We start from the raw sequence: 22797 nt of genomic DNA, 5'->3' as shown, positions 1-22797 counted from the left end.
CTTCGCAGGACCACCGCGATTTCGGCGGCGCAAACGCAGCTTTGGACGGCAGGATTCCGCCCGGCGCCAGTATGTGTGCACAACGTATCCGCCATCCCCAGCGGCGCGGACACAGCGGGGGCGGACTTCAGCACCGTCGACGGGTTGCGGGTCGACACGGGCTCGCAGTCAGCCAGCCGTACTCTGAAGCCCTTCTGCCCTGCCCCGTAACGTTCTTCCAGAGATAGTTGCGTAGCTCTCCCAAGTCGTGTACTACCACCGTTGCCCCCGCTTCCCGCAGGGACGCGGGGGGATGGGAGCCCCAGGCCACACCCACCGCCTCGACCCCAGCACTGCGCGCACTTTGCACGTCGTAGGGGCTGTCACCCGCCATCACCGCCCGCGCGGGTGCGCACCCCAGCCGGCGGAGCGCCTCGCGCACCGGCGCGGGCGAGGGCTTGTGCTCCCGCGTATCCTCCATGAACACGGCCGCCGTAAGGTAGGGGGCGATGCCGAACCGGCGCAGCCCCAGCAGGGCTCCTTCCCTCCTCTTGGAAGTCACCACGCCCAGGTGGACCCCGATGGCGTACAGGTCACGCAGCAACTCCTGCACACCCGGGAACTCCCGGGCCAGGGCATCGTGCTCCCGCAGGTTGAACTCGGTATACACGCGGGTCAACTCTTCCGCCCGGTCCCCATCGAAGCAGCGCATCTGGTCGATGAGCGTTGTCCCCTGCCCGGCCAGCAGCACCTCGTCGGGCAGGTCCCGGCCCAGCACCCGGCGCAGGGCGTGGTGGAACGAAGCCAGGATCAGGTCGCGGGTATCGATCAGGGTACCATCCAGGTCAAACAGCACAGCTTCGTATCGCAGCGGCAATTCAGTTTCGCCCTCCCCGGGTTTCCTATCGTTCAGCCGGCTGCGGGTCCCGCCCGGTCCACATTGCCAGCCCCTATCCGCGCCTCCCCCTCCCGGGGACAGTTCCGCTCGTACACCAGGCGCAACCCTTCCAGGGTCAGGAGGGGGTTGACCACCTCCACGGTACGGGCCTCCTGCGCCACCAGTTCCGCCAGCCCGCCGGTGGCGATCACCCGCGCCTCCCCGCCCAGTTCCTCCTTGATGCGCCCCACCAGCTGGTCGATCATGCCGGCGAAGCCCAGCACGATGCCGGCCTGCATGCTGGCCACCGTGTTCTTGCCGATGGCGGCGCGGGGCCTCACCAGCTCTATGCGGGGAAGCCGGGCCGCCCGCTCGAAAAGGGCTTCGGTCGAGATCTCGATGCCGGGGGCGATGGCGCCCCCCAGGTACTCGCCCTGCGCCGACACCACGTCGAAGGTGGTGGCCGTGCCCAGGTCCACCACTATGCAGGGCCCGCCGTACAGGGCGAAGGCGGCGACCGCGTTCACTATGCGGTCCGCCCCCACCTCGCGGGGATTGTCGTACCGGATCTCCATCCCGGTCTCGATGCCCGGACCCACCACCAGAGGCGCGATGCACAGGTAGCGACGGGCCATCTCCTCCAGGGCTGGCGTAAGGGGCGGTACCACCGACGATATGGCGCAGGCCCGCACGGCAGCCAGCCCCAGGCCGTGAAAGCTGCACAGCTGGTGCAGCAGCATGCCGAACTCGTCGGCCGTCGCCTGACGGGTGGTGGTGGTGCGCCAGTGGAAAGCCAGCTCCCGACCCCGGTACACCCCCCACACGATATTGGTGTTGCCCACGTCTACCGCCAGCAGCATCCCTGTTCATCAACTCCCTCAGCAGACAGTGCGCAGGGATACATCCCCCGCTATCACCCGCACCAGTTCACCGTCGGGCCTGCGCACCAGAAGGGCGCCCTCCTCGTCGATGTCCTCCGCCACCCCGGTCAAGGTCTCTCTGCCCCCGACGATTACTTCCTCACCCAGCACCGTACCACGACGCCGCCACTCCCGCAACAGGGCACCCGGGCCCTCGGCTCGCACCTCCCGGTACGCCCGGTCCAGATGGTCCAGAAGGGAAGCGGCCAAATCGGGCAAAGGAGCCCCTCCGGTCGCTTCCAGCACGGTGGTGGCCCGTTCCTGCTCGGGGACCGGCAGGGCTGCCAGGGGGAAGTCGGCGTTGAGGCCGATCCCCAGCACCACATGGCCCGCCCCCACCTCGGCGAGCACCCCGCCCAGCTTCCGTCCCGCCCAGTAGACATCGTTGGGCCACTTGATCCCCGCCTCCAGGCCCACCACCCCGGCCAGGGAGCGGCACGCGGCCACGGAGGCCGTGGCCAGCAGCACCCCCCCTGTGCAGAGCAACTCCGGGGGCGGCCGCAGCAGCACCGACATCCAGATGCCGCCCGGAGGCGATTCCCAGCGCCGGCCCAGGCGACCGCGTCCCGCCGTCTGGCACCGGGCCATCACCACCGTGCCCTCCGGGTAGCCCCGGCGGGCCAGCCGGGCCAGAACATCGTTGGTGGAGGCACATTCCTCGTAGCCCAGCAGCAAGCGACCCAGCACCCGCTCCCCCGCCGGCTCGCTCCGCAGGCGAGCCCCGATCTCCTCCACCCACGGGGGTCGCCCAGACCTGCCCAGCGCGGCCCACAGGATCGCGCTGCCGTCGGCGGGGTCCCCCGCCAGAGCCACCAGGCCCTCCATGGGGCACATCTCCCCGCGCCGGCGTCCCCACACGAAGGCCACGACCTCCTCCGCCTCGACGTACACACCCCGCTCCATCAGGAGATCGCGAGCCGGCGCGCTCATCGTCCTTCCCCACACCGCTTTCACCCCGGCCTGAGCCGCCAACACGGCTGCCGCCCTGCCCACCACGCGGTCGGCCAGGGCGGGGGCAACCGGCCAGGCCGAGCCTCCCCGTGCGGGCTCCCAGCCCAGCCGGGCCAGCAGTTGCACGAGGGGAATGAGACCGTTACCGCCCGCCCGGCCCAGCAGGACTCCCCCACCGGCCAGGGCCACCGATGCCAGCCCGCCCCTTACCTGGTCTCTGGCCAGCTCCAGATCGCGATCCGTGTTTACGATGGCCCCCTCCTTCACAGCCTCACGACGCCGCCCGCCGCCAGCGAGGCCGGGGTTCGGGCAGGAGGAGCCCCAGCACCACAGCCAGCAGGGGGAATGCTTCCAGCAGCCACAAGGTGGCGGGGATGCCCCACCTGTCGGCAATGGCGCCCAGCATGGCTGCCCCCACCCCGCCCAGGCCGATGGAGAGGCCGATGTTCAGCCCGGAGGCCATCCCCACGTGGTGGGGCAGGAACTCCTGGCTCATGACCAGGGTGATGCTGAACGTGGAAACCACGGCCAGCCCCATCAGGGCCGCCACCGGGAAGATGAGGACTCTCCCCGCGTGCAGGAGCAGGGGGTGCAGGAGGGACATCAGGGCGAGCGATCCCACCAGCACCGTGCGCATGCCCACCCGGTCGGCGAGGGGTCCCCCCAGCAGGGTGCCCAGGGCGCCGCTGGCCAGGAAGACGAACAGCAACCGGCCCGCCATCTCCTTGGTGCCCCCCAGCACCTCTACGTAGTAGAAGGCCAGATACGCTATCAGCCCGAACTGGAACAGGGACCGGAGCATGACGATGGTGAGGAGCAGCACCTCCGCGCGCCAGCGCGGCCTGGTCTTCATACCCTCCGTCCGCGCCATGCGGGCGGCCATGGCTTCCTCCCAGTGCCCCAGGGCGGGCAGCAGGGCCGTGAAGGCAAGCACGCCCGCCAGGGCGGGCAGGATCATGAGGGCGGTACCCCGCATCCCCCAACCCGCCCCCAGCACCACCGTCACCGCCACCGGCCCCAGGGCAAATCCCACGTTCCCTCCTATGGAAAACACCGACATCCCGGTGGCCCGGCGCTCTCCCCCCAGGTAACGGGCAATCCGCGACCCTTCCGGGTGGTAGGAGGCCACCCCCAGCCCGCTCAGCGCCACGGCCAGGTAGACCAGGGGCGGACGCACCCAGCCCGCCGCCGCCACGCCCAGCCCGGCCATAGCGATCCCCAGAGGAAGCAGCCAGCGGCGGTGGGCGCGGTCGCTGTAGAAGCCGAAGAGGGGCTGCACCACCGACGAAGTGATGTTGGACACCATGAGCAGGCTCCCCACCGCGGCATAGGAGAGGCCGAAGGCCTCCCGCAGGTAGGGGAGCAGAGCGGGCACCGCGCCCTGGTTCACGTCGGTCAGGAGATGGCCGATACTGAGCGCCACCAGCAGGGGCAGGTGGTGCCCCGCCCGTTTCACCTGATCGCCCCACGCGGGTGACGCCGCCGGTTCCGCCTCCTTCATAGCCAGGCCGGCTCGAGCACCCAGTACTCGGTACCGGCAGGTAGCTCAGCCTTCTCCACCTTTGCCACCGAACCACCCATCCGCCTCACGCCCTGCTTGCCGCGCAGGAAATCCTCCACGCCCCCGATGGGCCAGCCGGCGTTCGCCGCCGTCTTGAAGTGCATGGGGATGACCACGCGCGGCCGGAGCAACCCGATCACCCGGTCGGCCTCGGCCGGACCGATGGTGTAGAAGCCCCCCACAGGGGTCAGCAGGACATCCACCGAGCCGAAAGCCCCCGCCTGCTCGGGGGACAGGAGGTGTCCCAGGTCACCCAGGTGCACCACCCGCCGGCCACCCATCTCCAGGATGAAGCACCCGTTTTTCCCCCGCTTCGCCCCCTTCTCGGCGTCGTGATAGGTGGGCACCATGCTCACCGTCACGTCCCCCACCGAGGCTGCCGGGCTCGCCCAATCCCCCGCCGGCGTCAACGCCCTCACCACCTGCGGCGAACCGCTCACCGTCTGAACGTGGTTGTGGTCGAAATGCTCGTGGCTCACTGTCACCAGGTCGGCTCCCACCGTCTTCACCTTGTACCCCACCTGCTGGTCAAAGGGATCGGTTACCACCCGCGTCCCCCCCGGGCTGGTGAGCAGGAAGCAGGCGTGCCCCAACCACTGGATCTCCACCGTCACCACCTCCCGCTTGCGTTCGCAGATAGTTATTCCACACCCGGCCACCGCTCCCTGCCCTGCGCCCTCTACGTCAGCCTGCCGGTCCACGTTGCCCCGCCCCCATCGCTCCCTGTCGTGGCGTGCGGGAACAGTGAGGCGGCGGATGATCCGCCGCCTCGTCCCCCCCCATCGCCAATCCCTCGCGCCGACCAGCTCTGCTAGAACTCGAAGGTCATGCTCACGTTGACCTGGATGGTCATCTCACCCGGCATCACGGGCGGTGGGGCCGCCAGACCCTCCACTTCCGCGAACTTGGCACTGCGGATGATGGGGACACCTCCGCCGTAGACGTTGATGTTGCGCACGCCCCTGATCTGCACCCCGGCCGCCCTGGCCGCCAGTTCGGCCTGCCTGCGCGCGTCCGCGATGGCCTGCTCCAGCGCCTTGTCCTGCCAGGGCTTGGGGTCACTCAGGCCGAAGGAGATCCCCTGGATGCGGTTGGCACCCGAGCCCACCACCGCGTCCACCACCTTGCCCACGTCGTCCAGCTTGCGCACGGTCACCTGGACGCTGTTCTGGGCCCGGAAGCCCACAATGCGGGGCGGCTTCTGTTCTTCCTCCGGCCGCTGGGGCTTCGCCGAGTCGTAAACGGGGTACAGGGAAAGCTGCGTGCTCTGTACGTCTTTCTCCGCAATCCCCAGCTTCTTGAGGGTGTCGATGACCCCCCGCATGGCCCGCGCGTTCTCCTCCTGGGCGGCCCGGGCCGTGTCCCCCGTGGTCTCCACGGCCACCTCCAGGGTGGCCGTGTCGGGCGTCACGTCCACCCTCCCCGTGCCGCTCACCTGGATCAGCCGATCCACCTTGGTCTCGTCCGCCGCCGCCACGGTGGGCCCGCGCAACGCCAGCACCGCTGCCAGCAGTACGGCCACCACCGCTACACCTGCCACCAGCTTCTTCGTCACACCCATCCCCCCTTCCCCGTCGCTCCCACCAGGTAAGACGTCCCCGGCGCCCGGCGCGTTGCAAACCCACATCGCCGCAGGATTCCCAGCAGCATCCGCCGAGCACGATCTCGGGCCAGACGACCGAAGCCGGGCCTCCCTGACACCCGTACTCAGGAGCCTGCGGAGTTTGTCCTTTTTCAGCGCCGAGACATATCACCCCAAAATGCCGCCAAAGCTCTTGAGCGCCACAGTCGAACGATGCGGTTGCTGTTTCCCCAAACGCTCACACCCAGCCAGACGGGTACGAAGGTGTACGAATCCCGGTGCTCGCTGCCTACCGCGTTCCCTCCTAGCCGCCTTCCCTGACCAGCCGCATGATCTCGGCCGGCGAGAGGTCGTGGATGCCCAGACTGGCCAGGGTCCTGCCCTCGGCCCAGAACTCCCGGCCGCACACGGCCGAGCCCAGGGTGATGATGGCGTCGACGAGCGGGGTGCTCACCCCCGCCTTGCGACCGAGCTCGGAGATGGGCACCAGACCCTGGGGCAGGTCCTCGGTGATGTAGCGGTCGCCGATGGTGCTGGGGCCCTTGATGCGGCCGATCACGCCCAGGGTGTCGAACGGCGCCTGGAATGCCACCGCCATGATACTGCCGGTGGTGCGGAAGTCCCGGTCTTCGTACTCCAGGACGGTCGTCCCGTAAGCCTCTGCCACCTTCGCGACTTCGTCGAAGAGTACCCGGATCACCCGGGCCACCGCCTCCGTTATCCCCTCCCGGTACATGTAGAAGTCGCCACCGCTGTACTGGATGCGCCCCACGTTCAGGAGCGATCCGGGGGGATGTACGATGGGATTGGGGTTGCTCAACGCGCACGAGAGCACGTCGGGGGCGCCCTGCACCATGGGGAAGTACCGCTGGACTCGCGGCAGCACCGATCCGTTCCTGCTGGCCGGCAGGGCGGAGGCCGTGATGAGGGGCGCCACCAGGAGAAGGTCCACCCATCCCTGCTCCACCAGCCGGGTGCCGTACGGTAGGGTGTTGGTCTCCACCACGTCCAGCTTCAGGCCAGGGGCGTTCTGGCCCAGGAAGCGGGCCAGCTCCAGCGAACCGAAGTCGGCCGCCCACATCACCACGATCTGGCCGTCTCGCAGGTGGGGAAGCATCTCCTGGAACATGCGGCGGTGGCCAAAGGCGGGAACCACCACGTTGACCATCTCCACGTCCTGCAGGGCTTCGGCCATGTCCGTGGTGGCCTTGTGCAACCGGGCCGTTCCCTGGCGTCCTATCCCGGTGAGCCTGATCTCCCCCGTCTTCAATACCCTGTCGATGCGGCTGGCGAAGTCGGGTAGCTCGTACAGGTTCACCGGGTGACCGGCCAGGCTCAGATCCGCCGCCATGCAGTGACCCCCGTTGCCGCCACCGAGTACTGCCAGTGGTTTTTCCATCGCGTGCACCTCCTCTTGAGACTGGATCGGGAGCGCGCCGGAGGTTAGCGGGCCAGGACCCTGCCCACCAGGGCCCCGGTGTGCCGCCCCCGATCGATCACTACCTCCCCGTTGACGAGCACGTACTCGATCCCCACAGGGTAGCGGGCAGGTTCGTGATAGCTGGCCGTGCAGGCCACTGTCTCCGGGTCGAAGATCACCAGGTCAGCCCACATCCCTTCCCGCACCGCCCCCCGGTCCCGCAGTCCCAGGAACCCGGCCGGCAGGGAGGTCATCTTCCGGACGGCCTCTTCCAGCCGCAGGCCCCCCGTCTCCCGCACGTATTGGCCTAGCACCTTCGGGTAAGTTCCGTACTGCCGCGGGTGCACGCCGCAACCGGGGTTACCCAGATCGGGAGGCGAATCGAGCACGAACCCATCCGTGGAAACACACGACCAGGGCCAGCGCAGGACGTGCCCCACGTCTTCTTCGGCCATCCCGCCCGCCGCCACCTGGGTGAATCCCCGATCGTCGAGGTAGACCCGCCGCACCGCATCCCAGTAATCCTGGTACCCCAGGACGGCCGCCGCCTGCCGGAAGTTCTTCCCCTCGACCTCCGGGTGGCCGGGAGACCACACGATGTAGTCAAAGGTCTCGGGGTCCCAGATGTCCGGCACCATCACCCCCCGGCGGGCGAGGAACCGCCGCCGGTGTCCGTTGACCTCCACTTCCCTGGCAAAGGCTGCCCGGGCGGCCTGTTTCACCTCTGCCCAGCGGCCGTCGTCACCCAGCCGGGAGAGCAGCTCTTCCCTTGCGACCGTCGCGCTGTCCGGAGACAGGATGTGCCCGGCAAACCAGCTTCCCAGGTTGGCCTGGCGGGCAAGCGTCCACGGGTAAAGGTCGCAGATCACATCCACGCCCTCCGCCCGGGCCCGCTCAAGCATGCGGACGGTCTCGAAGACCTTCCCCCAGTTCTCGGGCAGCATGGCCTTGTGGTGGGACACGCAGGCGGGCAGGCCCGCCTCCCGGCCGATGCGGATCAGCTCGCCGACCGCCCACACCAGGTATTCCTCTTCGCTGCGTATGTGCGACGTGTACGCTCCGCCGTACCGGGCCACCACCCGGGCGAGCTCGATCACCTCTTCGGTGAACGCATTCCGACCGGGGGCATAGCGCAGGCCCGTGGAAAGACCGAATGCGCCCTGCTCCATGCCCTCAGCTACCAGGGCCTTCATCTTCTCCAGCTCTTCGAGCCCCGGCTCGCACCGCTCCCCGCCCTTTCCCTCCAGGCCCATCACCGACTCGCGCACGGTGCCGTGGCCGATAAAGGGAGCAAGGTTGATCCCTATCCTGCGGGACTCCAGTGCCGACCGCCATTCGCCCAGGGTACCCCAGGACACGTCCACTTCATCCGCGTCGACCAGAGCAAAGGTCGCTATGGTGCGCCGGACCTTCTCGCCCAGTTCGCGGGCCAGCGTGTGCACCGTCATGCCGCACTGGCCCACGGCTTCCGTGGTAACCGCCATGCGGAGGGCACTCTCCGCCCGGTTGTGCACCCAGATGCTGTAGTCAGAGTGGCTGTGCAGGTCGATGAACCCGGGACACAGTACCATTCCTGCCGCATCGAGCACCCGTGCGGCCGGGACCTCACGCTCCCGCCGCCACACCGTCTCAATCCGACCCGCGCAGACCCCCACCTGACCCCGGAACCAGGGGTTTCCCGATCCATCCACGATTCTGGCGTCCTTGATGAGCAGGTCGAGCAACCGCGTTCCCTCCTCCCGCCTCTTGCCGGATCAGCCAGGTCAGATCACGGCGCCCCAGCCGGTAGATCTCATTGCCTACTACGAGCTCCAGTTCCCCTTCCGCCACCAGGCTCAGTTCCTCCCTTCCCACGTGCCGTGAGTAGTTCTGGACTTTGAGCTATGCTTACCAACGCGTCAATTCTGTACTCAAACTAAAAAACCCTGCCGGCACGGGCCAGCCCAACTGACTTTCGCCTGTGAAGTTGCGCGCAGTTGTAGCCTGGCGCAACCGACTGGGCGGACCAACGCCAACCGACACACGTTGACGTCCGCACTGCCGCCCGGTATACTGTTGGTAACAGCTGTGGGAAAATGTAGCAGTTGGGGGGACGGGCATCTTGGTACTGCCGGCGAAAGATGTAGCAGCCTGTCGAGACGTGGCCGAGGTCCTGTCGATGTCCGTATCTTCGCATCTGTTCCCGGATCACCTGGAACTTGTCCCCCAGCTGAACGAGGTTTACGAGCTAGAGTTGGCATTTTATGAGAGCCGCGTACTGACGCTAGAGGAGATAATCCGCAACGGCGCCTATTTCGCGCGGGTGGGCAACACCTTGACCAGACATTTCCTGATGTGCAGAGGCGAGCCTGTCCGCCTCCCCCAGTACTCCTCATCGCGACTGAAGTCCTTTTTCGAAAGCAACCAATTCAAGACCGGTTATGCCACCCACGGGCTCTTCCCCTACCGTGGGAAATTCCATCCCCAGATGGTCAAAGGGCTCGTGAACGCGATGGGTCTCAAACCGGGCGACACCATCCTCGACCCCATGATGGGTTCAGGAACAGTGCTGATCGAAGCTCGCCTCATGGGCATCAAGTCCGTCGGCCTGGACGCCAGCCCCTTCTGCCGCTTCATGACCCAGGCCAAGCTGGACGCCCTCACGGTGCCTCTTCGCCCGGTGAGAGCCGCGTCGAAAGAGAGCAGGGCAGTGTTCGAATACTTCACGAAGGTAGCCGGGCGTCCCGAAGGCGGGGGCAAGGCTCGCTATCGCGAAGCTCAGATGCAGTGGTTCCTGGGAGAAGGTGATACTCCGGAGTCCCCCCTGAGCGGCGCCGACCACCAGCTTCCGGAGGGATGCGAAGTACCGGAGGTGTACAACCTTCTACTGCTGGCATACCTCGACAGCGCTGGCTATGCCGAACGCAGCAACCGCAAGGCCCCATATGACCAGTTCCGTGCCGTACTTGGGCGGTACCTCTTCGTTTGCGAGAAAATCCAGAGGGTCCTCTCGGGGACGGAGTCCGAGCTGGCCGAAGCCACAGCTTTAGAGGGGGACGCTAGGTCTTTGCCCCTCCCGGACAGGAGCGTCGATGGCGTCTTGTTCTCCCCTCCCTATAGCTTTGCCATCGATTACCTGGAGAACGACTCGTTTCACCTGGGATTCCTGGGGGTGGATACGGCGAAGCTGCGCGAAAAGATGGTGGGCCTGAGAGGGAAGACCTTGCCCCAGAAATACGAGCTGTACAGGTCAGACATGGACAAGGTACTCTCGGAGTGCGCACGGGTGCTCCGCCCCGGCCGCGTATGCACTGTCGTGGTGGGCACCAACAACAACCAGCTGTCCAAGGCCCTGGGTGTAGCACCCGATGCCGTCCCAGGGACGGACGAACTCCTGGCGGAGCTGGCCACGAGTCACGGCCTTCGCCCGGTGCGGAAATTGAGCCGGCAGATCACCGGGATTGCCAACACCATGCGCAGCGAGTACATCCTGATGCTGCAGCGACGCTAGCGTGGCGTCAGTCATCACCACAAAGCTCTGCCGTTCGTTCCCTTGGGTATGCGGGGCACGAGCTTGCTGACGGCGTCGTGTTCCACGGCGATCACAGCGAGAAAGCCCCTTTTGACCCTCAAGGACCGCCAGAGCGGGAAGTAGGGCGCGAACTCGGGGAAGTTCCCGACCCGGTCCGTGAGGTACCTGTACATGCTCCGCGTGGGCAAGATCAGGATGCCGCCGGTGAGCACTCCGTTGAGTATGCCGAGAGCCATCTTGTTCACGGCCCGGTGGCTGGAGGATATGTTCCCCGTTTCCCACTCCACACCAAAGAGCCCCGCGGTCGTCACTTTCGTGGCGTCCAACGGCCCCGGCCGACGCTCCCCCGCTACCGGACCCATCTGGCCCCGGACCCCCGACAACTTCACCCGCACCTCCCGCTGCCAGCCCCGCGACTCCAGCTCCTTCATGCAGCGTTCCTTGATGGGTTTGACTCCATTTCCCTGGCCCCTCTTCTTGCCCGGTTCGTCCCGAAGGGTGAAGGAACCGGAGCCTGGTGGCCACTCCACACTCCTGATAGCAGCGCCGATGTCGTCCAGCACTTGCTCCAGGATATAGGATTCTACGTCAACATCAAGGAGCGGCTCAACGCAAACGATCTTATTTGCGCGCTTCCTTTCGCGGTTCACGGGCGAGGAGCCCGGGCTGTCCTTCCCGGGCTCCCGCCACGGTGCGCACGCTGCGCGAGAAAGCCGGCTGACGCGCGCTCAGAACAGGCCGACCACGCGGCCCTCCTCGTCGATGTCCACTTTCTGGCCGGCGGGCTCGCTGGGGAGACCGGGCATGGTGCTCATCTCGCCCAGGAGCGGGTACAGGAAGCCGGCACCCACCGAGGCCCGCACTTCCCGCACGGTAACACGGAACCCGCGCGGGCGCCCCTTCACGTTGGGGTCGGCGGTCAGGGAAAGGTGGGTCTTGGCCATGCAGACAGGCAGCCGGTCGTAGCCCAGGCCGGTGTAAAGCTTGATCTGCTGCTCCGCCCTGGGCAGGTAGTCCACGCCATCGGCACCGTAGACCCGGGTGGCGATGCTCTCGATTTTCTCCTTGATGGGGATGTCCAGCGGGTACAGGTGGTGGAAGTTGCTGGGGCCCTCGCAGGCCTTCGCCACCGCCCGGGCCAGGTCTTCGCCGCCTGCACCACCCTTCGCCCACACCTCGCTCACCACGGCATCGGAAGCACCCGCGGCCAGGGCCTTCTGCCTGATGAACTCGATCTCGGAGTCGCGGTCGGTGGTCATGCGGTTGATGGCCACCACGGCCGGGATACCGTGCATGAGCACGTTCTCGATCTGCTTCTCCAGGTTCTCACAGCCCTTCTCGAGGGCGGGCATGTTCTCTTTGGCGATGAGATCGGGGTCCAGGGGCCGGCCCGGCCGCACCCGGAAGGCACCACCGTGCATCTTGAGGGCGCGCACGGTGCACACCACCACGGCGGCGTTCAGCTTCAGGCCGCTGTACCGCGACTTGATGTTGAACATCTTCTCCGCCCCGATGTCGGCGCCGAACCCAGACTCCGTGACCACGTAGTCGCCCAGCTTGAGGGCGATCTGGTCGGCCAGGATGGAGTTGTTGCCGTGGGCGATGTTGGCGAAGGGCCCGGCGTGCACGAACACGGGGGTGTTCTCCAGGGTCTGGATGAGGTTGGGCTTGATGGCGTCCCTGAGCAGGACCGTCATGGCGCCGGCGCACTTGAGGTCCTCCGCGGTGACCGGCTTACCGTCCGGGGTGAACCCGATCACGATGCGGGCCAACCGCTGGCGCAGGTCCTTCATTCCGGTGGTGAGGGCCAGGATGGCCATCACCTCGGAAGCGACCGCGATGTCAAAGCCCGTCTCGCGCGGATAGCCGTTCTGATTGCCACCCAACCCGATGATGATCTTGCGCAGGGCCCGGTCGGAGACGTCCACCACGCGCGGCCAGGTGATCGAGAATGGGTCTATGTTGAGATGGTTGCCGTGCAGGATATGGGCGTCGATGAACGCCGCCAGCAGGTTGTGGGCCAGGGCCACGGCGTGGGTATCGCCCGTGAAGTGCAGGTTGAAGTCCTCCATGGGCACACACTGGCTGTAGCCGCCGCCGGCGGCGCCTCCCTTGATGCCGAACACCGGACCCAGGGAGGGCTGGCGAATGCAGTTCACGGTCTTGTAGCCGATGCGGTTCAGGGCCTGGCCCAGCCCGATGGTGGTGACCGTCTTGCCCTCGCCGAGAGGAGTGGGGGTGATGGCGGTCACGGTGACGTACTTTCCGTTGGGCCGGCTCTCCAGGCGCTTGAGCACGTCCAGGGAAACCTTGCACTTGTACTTGCCGTACAGTTCGATCTCGTCTTCTTCCAGGCCCATCCCGCGGGCGATTTCCACGATGGGCTTCATCTTCGCTTCCTGCGCAATTTCGATGTCGCTCTTCACTTGAGTCCCCCCTTAGACCTCCGGTAGCTTGTCCACCAGCCCCGCGAACACCGCGTCCAACTGCGCGGCCGTCTCCCGACCCTTTTCCCTGAGTTCTGCCACTTCCCGCATCGTCCCACCCATGAACCCGCGATCCTTCAACGCCGCCAGGTTCACCAGCACGTTGAGGGCCGCTCCCTCCAGGGCAGCGCGGGCCATGAGCAGGGCCACCGCGGCATCGGTGCGCGCACTCGGGATCCCCCGCTCGGCCACCATGCGGGCCAGGTCCATCACCTCCGCCGACCGGCGCCCCGTCTCCAGGGGCACCTCGGCCGCCCGCCGCAGGGCTGCCTGGATGGCCCCCGACCGCCCGGCATCATCTTTGGGAAGACGATATGCAGACATCACCTCCAGAAAAGCTTCCGTGTCGCGGTCCACCAGGGTTGCCATCTCCCGGGACAGGCTTTCCGCCCTCTCCACGGTAGGCCCCAGGTCAACAGCAGCATCGGGCCTCCTTGCCATGGTGATGCGGGCGACCATGGCCACCAGGGACGCCGCCTGCGCTCCCGCCAGGGCTGCCACCGCCCCTCCCCCGGGAGCGGGAGCGTCCGATCCCAGCCGGGCCAGGAACTCGTCCAACGTTACCTCGCGCAAACTCCCCAAATCCCCACCTCCGCCCGCGCCATGTACCGGCACCCGCCCACGCCGGAGCACCGGGCCCGCCCACGGTCTGACGTCCGGCCCACCCGGCGGTCTGCGGCGCGCCGGGGCCTTACCCGCCCCGGCAGGCCCGCGCCGATATCATCCCCACCAGGAAGATGAGAAAGAGCAGCGCCCAATCCCGCCACCCCATCCTCCGCTCGCGGGCAGGCCCGGCCGCCCGGGGCTCGGGTGCTCCGACCGGCGCAGCCTCGCCCGGGACAACCTCGGGCTCCCCAGCGGCTGGGCGTTCGCCTGGGCGCGGTTCGCCACTTTCCACGGTATCACCCCCCGGCCGGATCGACCGGCCGACCCCGCTCCACCACCACTCTGCCCCGCTTGACCACCCAGGTAACGGGGGCGCCCCCCATGCGGTAGGGGATGTGCTCGTACCCGGGCACATCGAACACCGCCAGGTCCGCCTGCTTCCCCTCTTCCAGGCTGCCCAGGTCGTCCCCGCGCCCGACCGCCCGGGCGGCATTGGCGGTCACCGCCACCACGACCTCCTCGGGCTCCATGCCCATCCCCACGCAGGCCAGCCCCATCACCAGGGGCAGCGAGGCGATCGGACACGTGCCGGGGTTGAAATCGGTGGCCAGGGCAACCGCCACCCCCACCCGGATCATGTCGCGGGCCGGCGCGTACGGCTTCCCCAGGAACAAGGCTGTGCCCGGCAGGAGCACTGCCACCACCCCCGCCTGGGCCATCCGCTTCCAGCCCTCCGGGCAGGAACGGAGAAGGTGGTCTGCGGAAGCCGCCCCCAGTTCCGCCGCCAACTCCGCACCCCCCAGGGGAGCCAGCTCGTCGGCGTGGAGCCGGACCCCGAGCCCCAACCTCCGGGCGGCGCTCAGGATACGCCGGCTCTGCTCCAGGCTGAACACGCCTTCGTCGCAAAACACGTCCACGAAGCGCGCCAGCCCCTGCCGGGCCACCTCCGGCAGCATGACACGGACGATATGTTCTACGTATCCGTCGGCGTTTCCTCTGTATTCCGGCGGCACAGCGTGGGCTCCGAGGAAAGTGGGAACTATCTCAATCGGCTGAGTTTGGGCCACGCGGGCCATCGCAGAAAGGAGCCTGTGCTCGTCGGGCCAGGAGAGGCCGTACCCGCTCTTCACCTCCACGGTGGTAACCCCCGAGAGGAGCATGGACCGCAGCCGCCCCTGCAGGAGGCGGGCCAGCTCTTCCGCCGGGGCAGCGCGGGTGGCCTGCACCGTGGAGAGTATCCCTCCTCCCGCCGCCAGGATCTCCAGATACGGCACCCCGCGCAGGCGCAGGCGGAACTCGTCCGCCCGCCATCCGGCGAAGAGGGCGTGGGTGTGGGGGTCCAGCAGCCCCGGCAACACCGTTCCCCCGGCGGCGTCCACCACGGTCGCCCCCGGCTCGAGATCGACGCGCCGGCGGACTTCGGCCTCCTCCCCCACCGCCACGATGCGCCCCCGGAAAGCAGCCACCGCGCCCCCGGGGATGGCGCCCACCTCCCGCATGGCTCCTCCCCGCCTGGGTCCGGAGGGCACCCCCGGGGGTGCCGCCACGGTGACCACCTGGGAAGCACCGATTACGAGCAGATCAGCTCTCGTGTCCGGCATGCCAGAGACGCACCTCCAGCACCTGATCCACGGCCAGACCGGGAGCGCGCAGGAAGTGACGGACCACGTCCAGCAGGGCTTCAGCCGGCGCCAGACCGACCAGTTCGGACCCCGACACCTCCACCCCCCGCCGGTAGGCCTCTTCCTCCACCCGGGCGTATAGGGCGGCAAGCGAGGTGCGCTGGTGGTCCAGCAGGTTCATGGATACCTGTACGCTGCCATCCTCTCGCCGCAACCCCAGCGCCTGCACGGCGGGAAGCCCTCCGCTGGATTCCCGCACAGCCCGGGCAATGGACCGGGCCACCTCGAGATCGTCGCACTCCAGATTGACGTTGAAGGCGATCAGGAAGGGACGGGCGCCCACCGCCACCGCTCCCGCCCGGGGATGCAGGCGAGCAGGCCCGAAGTCGGGCTGCCGTTCGGGGCGTGCAACGGCTTCCTTCAGCCCCTCGTACTCCCCCCGGCGGACGTCCGCCAGCCGTACCCGATCGGCCCGGGTGGCAGCGGCGCCGTAAAGGTACACGGGGATATCAAGTTCCTCCCCTATCCTTCTGCCCAGCTCCCGCGCCCACCCCACGCATTCATCCAGGCTTGTCCCCTGGAAGGGCACCAGGGGGATTACGTCGGTGGCACCGATGCGGGGGTGCTCCCCCCGATGCCGCTCCATGTCGATAAGGTGGGCCGCCTCCCGGCAGGCCGAAAAAGCAGCATCCAGCACCTGGGCGGGAGTGCCCACCACCGTCACCACGCTGCGGTTGTGGGCGGCGTCGGAGTGCACGTCCAGCACGATCACCCCGTGCCCGCGCATGGCATCCACGATGCCGGCCACCACTTCCGGGCGACACCCCTCGCTGAAGTTGGGCACGCACTCGATCAGCTTGTCCACCGTTCAGCCACCCTCCAGCCACCCCACTCTCATCCAATGCCCGGCAATGGGTCCGCCCTGACCACGCAGGCACCCTTTGCATCCGGGCTCGTCCCTCCGCCGCGCCCGCGTCCGCAGGCCGGCCGGTGCGCTCGTGGCGGGCCGAGACTTGCGGCGCCGGCCGGCGCGCGCCGCGCGCACGGGCGGGTGTTAGCGCCGCCAGCGCCACCGCCACGCCCGGTGCAGGCGGTAGGATTCCAGGCTGAGGCCCTCCTCGCGCGCCCGCAGGAAGTAGACGTCCCCCCGGGCGCTCACCCGCACCGGTCTCTTCAGCCGGGTATATTCCGAGGCGGGAATATCGAGCACCTCGGTGAGCTGGCCCCTGCGGTCGAAGCGATACAGCCCCGTCCGCTCGCCGGTGTGCAGCAGGTAGTACAGGTAGCCCTTCCCGTCCACCCCCACCAGAGAACCCTGCCCCATGTACGTGCCGGTGCGCAGCTCCAGTGCTCCGAAGGGCTCCAGCCGCGGCGACAGCACCTGCACCCGGCGCATGAACCCGTCCGTGCAGAGGAGATCCAGGTAAAGGCACCCATCCGGCGCCACCGCCGTCCCCCGCACCGCTTCGGAGATAACCCCTTCCGCGCCTTCCCGCACGCCCGAAACGTTCACCAGCACCGATGCCAGCGTCCCCCTGGATTCGCCCCGCCCCTTCAGGAAGGTTACCCGGCGAAAGAAGCCGGAGGGAGTCCAGCCGGCCTCCTGGACGAACACCGAGCTCTGCCCGGCGGCCAGTTCTTCGATCAGGTAGACGTCCATTCCTTCCGGCCGCATGACTTCCCGCCCGGTCACAGCCCCGCTGCTATCCAGCCACACCACTTCCCCTTTGACGTTGTCCGCCAGGCACACGGTACCCGCCGGGGACACCGCCACATCGTCGTACCCCATCCCGTCCAGCCCCGCCGTCCCGCTGAACTGCCCCCGCTCGTCCAGGACCAGGATGCGCTGGTTGAAGGTGTCGAGCACCAGGATGCGCCCATCGGGGTGAAGAGCAAAAGAACGGGGCCCGTAGCGCTGCCCGTCCTTTCCCTCCGCCCACGCTACCTGGCCCTCTTCCTTCCCCCAGGGCGCCTGCCAGACCACCTGGTGCTCGTAGCGACTGAACCGCTCGGGACCCCCCGCCACCAACACCCCCGCCACCAGAGCCACCAGAACGAGCGCTGCAGTGTACCCCGGTCTCCGCCTCCTCCCCCTCATCCCGGTCACCTCTCGCCCTACAGCTATGCTGCCGGGCGGAGGATTATTTTCAGGCCAGGAGAAGCCCGAGAATATCACCCTGAGACCACATCAAGATCAATACCGACAGGGCGCACCGCCATTGGCGCTCGCCCGCCTGGTGGTCAGGCGACGGGGCCGACGGCTTCTTCGGCCGCACGCAGGATCTCGCCTGCGGAAACCAGGTCCTTCAGCCGGGCCAGGTCGGGTGCGGGCGGGCGGTCTTCCTCCAGGGGGGGTACGTGGCGGCGGATGAGCTGCCACACGGGGGCGGTACCCGCGCCCAGCCCGCGGGGTTCCAGGAACTCGACGGCCTGGGCGGCCGCCAGAAGTTCGGCCGCCAGCACCCACTCCACGTTGCCCAGCACCCGCCGGGCCTTGCGCGCCGCCCAGGGACCCATGGAAACGTGGTCCTCCTGGCCGGCAGAGGTGGGGATGGAGTCCACGCTGGCCGGGTGGGCCAGGGTCTTGTTTTCGGAGACCAGGGCGGCAGCCGTGTACTGGACCAGCATCAACCCGGAGCACAGCCCCCCCGACCTGGTCAGGAAAGCGGGAAGCCCGCTCTGCCCCGGGTTGAGCAGGCGCTCCAGCCGTCGCTCCGAGATGGCGCCGAAAGTGGCCAGGGCAATGCCGGCGTAGTCCAGGGCCATGGCCACGGGCTGGCCGTGGAAGTTGCCGCCGGAGATGACCAGGCGCTCGTCGGGGAACACCAGCGGGTTGTCGGTGGCCGAGTTGATCTCCCGCTCGAGCACCTCCGCCAGATGGGCCAGGGCGTCGCGGCAGGCCCCGTGGACCTGGGGGATGCAGCGCAATGAGTACGCGTCGTGGACGCGCGCCTCTCCCGGGCCGGTGAGCAGCGTGCTCCCCTCGGTGAGGCGCCGGATGTTGCGGGCCACCTCCTCCTGACCCGGGTGGGGACGCGCCACCTGTACCAGGGGATGGAAGGCCGTGATCTGCCCCCGCAGTGCCTCCAGGGTGAGCGCGGCGGTCACGTCCGCCGTGCCCGCCAGCCGGCGGGCTTCGCTCACCAGCAGGCATCCCAGGGCGCTCATCACCTGGGTGCCGTTGATGAGGGCGAGCCCCTCTTTGGCCTCCGGTGTCACGGGCTCGATGCCCGCGCGGCGCAGAGCCTCTCCTCCGGGCAATCTCTCCCGCCGGTAAAATGCCTCGCCTTCCCCCGTCAGCACCAGGGCCACGTGGGCCAGGGGAGCCAGGTCGCCGCTGGCGCCCACGGATCCCTTTTCCGGCACCACCGGGTGCACGCGCCGGTTTATCATCTGGACCAGGGTCTCCAGCACCTCGAGACGGATGCCCGAGTAACCCTTGAGGAGGGCGTTGACCCGCAGGGTCATGGCGGCCCGCACCACGTCCTCGGGAAGGGGATCACCCACCCCGGCGGCATGGCTGCGGATGAGGTTGCGCTGCAGGGCGGCTGCCTGGTCGGGCGCAACCGCCACGTCGGCCAGCCGCCCGAACCCGGTGGTCACCCCGTATACCACGCGCCCCTCGGCGACGAGGCGCTCCACCTCGTCCCGCGCCGCCTTCACCCGCCGGGCTGCTTCTTCCCCCACCTTGACCTTCCAGCCCCGGCGGGCCACCCCCTCGACTTCCAGCGCCGTAAGGGTAGACCCGGTGAGCACCACCGTCTCCATGCCGCTTCTCTGCCCCCCTCAGCCCATAGGTGTCGTCCCACACACGCGGCCCGCTGTCACATAGGCAGGACGGTCGAGGTACCGGCCATTTCGGGTGCCAGGGCCCGGTCCAGGTACGTGGCGACGTCGCCGGCGTCCAGCACCTGCAAAGTCCGGTAGTAGTCATCCAGGGACAGGCCGTAGAAGTGCAGTTCAGGTAGCAGATAGGCGGGGGCCTCCGGGGAATCGAACAGGGAGACGAACTGCCCCACGGCGGCCCGACGGCAGCGCAGGACGTCTTCCTCCCTCCAGTTCCGCCGGGCCGCCGCCAATCCCTCCCGGAGATGATCGGCTAGCCTCCCGGGGTCGGGCGTGCGTCCCATGAACACGGTGAATGCCCAGTCGCGCCCGGAGGCGTAGCTCGCGGCGAAGGAGTCGTCGATGAGACCTTCCTGATACAGCCGGTGGAAGAGCTCGGAGCCCCGGCCGAAGATGACTTCCAGCGCCAGCTCCCCCGCCAGGCGCCCCCGCATGTCCCCTCCCCCGGGGAAGGCGGGATCGCGAAAACCCAGCGCCAGCAGGGGAACGGCCACCGCCATGCGCTTCTCCACGTGACCGAACCCGCCTGTCGGCTGATCCCCATTCCCGGCCCGGGGATCGTCGGTGACCCCCAGGCGCCGGTACCCGGGGGCCGGTCCGGGTCGTCGCCCCGCTATGTGACGATCCACATGTTCGAGGACCTGCCCGGGTTCCAGGTCGCCGGCCACGTAGAGGACCAGGTTGGAAGGATGGTAAAAGGCACGGTAGCACAGCTCCAGGTCGTCGAAGCTGATCTGGCGCAGGGACTCGAGAGACCCGGCCACATCCTCCCGCACCGGATGCCGCCCGAAGAGAAGCTGCCTGAGGTTCTGGACGATGGTGCGGTGGGGGCTGTCCAGGCCCATGCGGATCTCCTGCTCTATGATGGGCTTCTCCTTTTCCACCCCGGCCGGAGTGAAGCGGGCCTCCTGCACGAACCCCAGGAGGAGGTCCAGCGCCTCCCAAAACGAGTCGGCACACGAGAAAAGGTAGCTGGTGACCTCGTAGGACGTGTAGGCGTTGGCGGAAGCACCCAGGCGGGCGAAGCGGTCCAGCACCGGCGAGTCGGGGTCCTCGAACATCTTGTGCTCAAGGAAGTGGGCCACCCCTGCGGGGACGGTGCGGGTGCGCCCGTCGGGAGAAGCAAAGTGGAGGTCCACCGACCCGAATCCGGCGGTGAGGCTGGCGTACCTGCGCACGAAGCCGGGGCGGGGCAGTATGTACACGCCCAGATCGTCTTCCCACCGGTGGTGGATGAGCTTCTCCCCCAGGTCGGCCAGCGTGTTCACGATGCGGCCCCCTCGCTGGTGAGGAAGTAGACGGTATCGGGTTGCACCCGCCGGGCCGCTTCCACCACGTGCTCCCGCGTCACCCGGTCCACGGCGGCTGCCAGATCGCCGGGGCTGAACTCCCGCCCCACCGTCAGCCCCTCCATCATCCCCCAGGCCAGTCCACCCGGGTCGTCGCTCAGGGTGGCCACCTCCGCCCGCAGGGAACGGTAGGTGGCCTCCCACTCCTGATCGGAAATCTCACCCCGCTGCAGCGCGTGCAGCTGTGCAAGCGACAGGTCCCGTGCCTTGGGGAAGGCTGCGGCATCGATGCCTGCCACCATGAGGACGATGCCCTTCACCGGGTCGAGGATGGTGCTGGCGTAGTACGCCAGGCCAGCCTTCTCCCTGACGTTGACGAAAAGCCGGGAATGGGCGTAACGGCCGAGCAGGCCGTCCAGAAAGAGCAGGGCGGGGAAGAGGCCATCGGCCATGGTTACCGTAGTGCGCAGCCCCAGTACCAGCCGGGCCTGGCTCACGGGCTGGTGCTCCACCACCTCCCGCACCGCGGGACGGGCGGGCTTAACCTCCACCGGCGCCAGTACCCCGGGGCGCCGCTCCCCGGCCATGGGAGCGAGGCCATCCGGGACAGATGCCCAGTCGCCCACCGCCACCATGTCCAGCCACCCGCCTGCCAGCACCTCGCGGTAGGTGGCGTACAGGTTCCCGGGATCGATCCCCTCCAGGTCTTCCTCCCGGCCCAGGGGGTGCAGGGCGTACCTCTCCCCGGCGCACATCTCCTCCACACAGCGCAGGTTGGCCCAGGATGCCTTGTTGTTGAAGCGGGCACGCTGAGCGCGCAGGAGCACTTCCCGTTCCTGCGCCACGTAATCAGGGCGGAATCCCTCTCCCTCCGTCACCGGCTCCCACACCAGCTCCGCCAGCAGGCCCAGCACACCGTCCAGGTACCCCGGTTCCCCCACATAGCGGGGATGAGGGAAGTCCAGGCCCACCCACCACACCTGCTGCTCGCCCAGCCGGTATACCCGGGAGGAGATCCTGCAACCGTACAGCTCCTCGCAGCGCCGGGCCAGTTCCCGGGCAGTGGGGAACGACCTGGTGCCCCGGCGCAGCACGGAGGGCACCAGGGCCACCCTGGTAACCGTATCCCGGTTCAGGTTCACCCGCCAGGCCACGCTCAGGGACAGGTCCTTGAACTTGGCCGTGGGGAAATGGTGCCAGCGCACACCGGGCCCCAGTTCCTCACTGACGAATCGCGCCATGCCTGCTACTCCCGTCCCCCCGCCCCATCCGGACCGCCACCCGCACCGTCGCAACGCCCAGCCCCGCCCGGAACCGCCACGCCCCCCGGAGCACCGCTCAGCGCCGCCGGGAACCCCGCCGGGACGGGCGGCGCGCCAGGAAGAAAACCCGATCGGCGCCAGGGCGCGCCGGTGATAGGGTATACGCGTGATACAGGCCCAATACCTGCAGGCCGGCTGCCAGCAGGCGTTCCCGTACCTCGGCCAGGGGGTGCGCCTTCTCCCGGTGCACTTCGCGGAATCTCTCCCACCCCCCTCCCTGGCGGAGGAAACCGTCCAGGGTGACCTGCCACACGCTCTCGGCGGGCAGGAACCGGTTGCGCCAGAAGAGGACATACCCGTCGCCCTCGAGCAGGCTCACCGAATTGTCCATGGTGGCCAGCTTCTCCGGGCTGTTCAGGTCGAAGATGAACGCCCCTCCGGGACGCAACGCCCGCGCCACCCGCCCGAACACTGCCTCCAGGTCGTCCAGGGACGGAACGTAGTTCAGGCTGTCGAAAAGGCTGACCACCAGGTCGAACCCCCCGGGGGCGAGCGGGGGATCCCCGCCCCGCGCCACCTCATCCAGGTCCATGGAGCTGGCGTCCTGTTCCACGAAAGGGATGTCCAGCCCCAGGCCGGCCGCCTTCTTCCTGGCTACTTCCAGCATGGGGCGGGAGCGATCGACTCCCACCACCCGGTAGCCCCGCCGGGCAAAAGGGATGGTGGAGCTCCCCGTACCGCAGCAGAGATCGACCAGGGTGACCGCGCGGAGGTCGTGGACGCGGAGCAACTCCTCCACGTACCTGGCCCACATCTCGTAGTCCACACCCTGCATCACCTGATCGTAGATGGTGGCAAAGCGGCTGTACGGGGGATGCTCCACAG

Annotated in this window: 20 protein-coding genes; 1 reads left to right on the top strand and 19 read right to left on the bottom strand. The window is 68.1% G+C overall.

The window, feature by feature from the left end:
- Positions 1–127 precede the first annotated feature (127 nt).
- The 8 genes from QME70_00150 to QME70_00115 all read right to left on the bottom strand — a co-directional run bounded on the left by QME70_00150 (position 128) and on the right by QME70_00115 (position 9014).
- Positions 128–856, bottom strand: coding sequence for an HAD-IA family hydrolase (locus tag QME70_00150; protein MDI6893015.1), 729 nt, complete (start codon positions 854–856; stop codon positions 128–130).
- 32 nt (positions 857–888) lie between these two features.
- On the bottom strand, positions 889–1716 hold the full coding sequence (locus QME70_00145; GenBank protein ID MDI6893014.1) for a type III pantothenate kinase: 828 nt from the start codon (positions 1714–1716) through the stop codon (positions 889–891).
- An 18-nt stretch (positions 1717–1734) separates the two neighbouring features.
- Positions 1735–2994, bottom strand: a complete 1260-nt coding sequence (locus QME70_00140; protein ID MDI6893013.1) for a biotin--[acetyl-CoA-carboxylase] ligase — start codon at positions 2992–2994, stop codon at positions 1735–1737.
- A 4-nt stretch (positions 2995–2998) separates the two neighbouring features.
- On the bottom strand, positions 2999–4183 hold the full coding sequence (locus QME70_00135) for an MFS transporter (protein ID MDI6893012.1): 1185 nt from the start codon (positions 4181–4183) through the stop codon (positions 2999–3001).
- 41 nt (positions 4184–4224) lie between these two features.
- Positions 4225–4989: an MBL fold metallo-hydrolase gene (locus QME70_00130; protein MDI6893011.1), complete on the bottom strand. Its 765-nt coding sequence runs from the start codon at positions 4987–4989 to the stop codon at positions 4225–4227.
- A gap of 110 nt (positions 4990–5099) precedes the next feature.
- A complete protein-coding gene (locus QME70_00125) occupies positions 5100–5843 on the bottom strand; it encodes an SIMPL domain-containing protein (GenBank protein MDI6893010.1) in 744 nt (247 codons plus the stop codon).
- A gap of 331 nt (positions 5844–6174) precedes the next feature.
- Entirely contained in the window at positions 6175–7269 is a 1095-nt protein-coding gene (locus tag QME70_00120) for an NAD/NADP octopine/nopaline dehydrogenase family protein (protein MDI6893009.1), read from the bottom strand.
- A 44-nt stretch (positions 7270–7313) separates the two neighbouring features.
- On the bottom strand, positions 7314–9014 hold the full coding sequence (locus QME70_00115) for a D-aminoacylase (protein MDI6893008.1): 1701 nt from the start codon (positions 9012–9014) through the stop codon (positions 7314–7316).
- Between the two features lie 377 nt (positions 9015–9391).
- On the opposite strand from QME70_00115, the gene QME70_00110 reads away from it, so the two are divergent.
- The gene (locus tag QME70_00110; protein MDI6893007.1) at positions 9392–10780 is read left to right on the top strand and encodes a DNA methyltransferase; all 1389 of its coding nucleotides are present in this window, start codon (positions 9392–9394) and stop codon (positions 10778–10780) included.
- A gap of 14 nt (positions 10781–10794) precedes the next feature.
- Here the strand turns inward: QME70_00110 and QME70_00105 are convergent, their stop codons facing one another.
- The 11 genes from QME70_00105 to QME70_00055 form a co-directional block, all read right to left on the bottom strand.
- A complete protein-coding gene (locus QME70_00105) occupies positions 10795–11451 on the bottom strand; it encodes a hypothetical protein (GenBank protein ID MDI6893006.1) in 657 nt (218 codons plus the stop codon).
- A gap of 78 nt (positions 11452–11529) precedes the next feature.
- On the bottom strand, positions 11530–13227 hold the full coding sequence (locus QME70_00100) for a formate--tetrahydrofolate ligase (protein ID MDI6893005.1): 1698 nt from the start codon (positions 13225–13227) through the stop codon (positions 11530–11532).
- A gap of 12 nt (positions 13228–13239) precedes the next feature.
- Positions 13240–13869 (bottom strand): cyclodeaminase/cyclohydrolase family protein, encoded by a 630-nt coding sequence (locus QME70_00095; GenBank protein MDI6893004.1) that lies wholly within the window; start codon positions 13867–13869, stop codon positions 13240–13242.
- A 109-nt stretch (positions 13870–13978) separates the two neighbouring features.
- On the bottom strand, positions 13979–14185 hold the full coding sequence (locus QME70_00090) for a hypothetical protein (GenBank protein MDI6893003.1): 207 nt from the start codon (positions 14183–14185) through the stop codon (positions 13979–13981).
- Positions 14186–14189: 4 nt separating this feature from the next.
- Positions 14190–15494 carry an imidazolonepropionase gene (gene hutI, locus QME70_00085; GenBank protein ID MDI6893002.1) on the bottom strand — a complete coding sequence of 435 codons (1305 nt, stop codon included), beginning with the start codon at positions 15492–15494 and terminating at the stop codon, positions 14190–14192.
- On the bottom strand, positions 15475–16380 hold the full coding sequence (gene ftcD, locus QME70_00080) for a glutamate formimidoyltransferase (protein MDI6893001.1): 906 nt from the start codon (positions 16378–16380) through the stop codon (positions 15475–15477). The genes hutI and ftcD overlap by 20 nt, the downstream gene beginning before the upstream one ends.
- Positions 16381–16569: 189 nt before the next feature.
- On the bottom strand, positions 16570–17613 hold the full coding sequence (locus QME70_00075) for a hypothetical protein (protein MDI6893000.1): 1044 nt from the start codon (positions 17611–17613) through the stop codon (positions 16570–16572).
- 143 nt (positions 17614–17756) lie between these two features.
- Positions 17757–19283 carry a histidine ammonia-lyase gene (hutH, locus tag QME70_00070; protein ID MDI6892999.1) on the bottom strand — a complete coding sequence of 509 codons (1527 nt, stop codon included), beginning with the start codon at positions 19281–19283 and terminating at the stop codon, positions 17757–17759.
- Positions 19284–19339: 56 nt separating this feature from the next.
- Positions 19340–20629 carry a pitrilysin family protein gene (locus tag QME70_00065; protein MDI6892998.1) on the bottom strand — a complete coding sequence of 430 codons (1290 nt, stop codon included), beginning with the start codon at positions 20627–20629 and terminating at the stop codon, positions 19340–19342.
- Positions 20626–21891, bottom strand: a complete 1266-nt coding sequence (locus tag QME70_00060) for a pitrilysin family protein (protein ID MDI6892997.1) — start codon at positions 21889–21891, stop codon at positions 20626–20628. The genes QME70_00065 and QME70_00060 overlap by 4 nt, the downstream gene beginning before the upstream one ends.
- 97 nt (positions 21892–21988) lie before the next feature.
- Complete coding sequence (locus tag QME70_00055; protein ID MDI6892996.1) at positions 21989–22795, bottom strand: methyltransferase domain-containing protein; 807 nt, start codon at positions 22793–22795, stop codon at positions 21989–21991.
- Between the last annotated feature and the right edge of the window lie 2 nt (positions 22796–22797).

The organism is Bacillota bacterium (genome assembly GCA_030019365.1).
Taxonomy (GTDB): domain Bacteria; phylum Bacillota; class Sulfobacillia; order JACIYH01; family JACIYH01; genus JACIYH01.
This window is presented reverse-complemented; position numbering and strand designations above follow the sequence as displayed.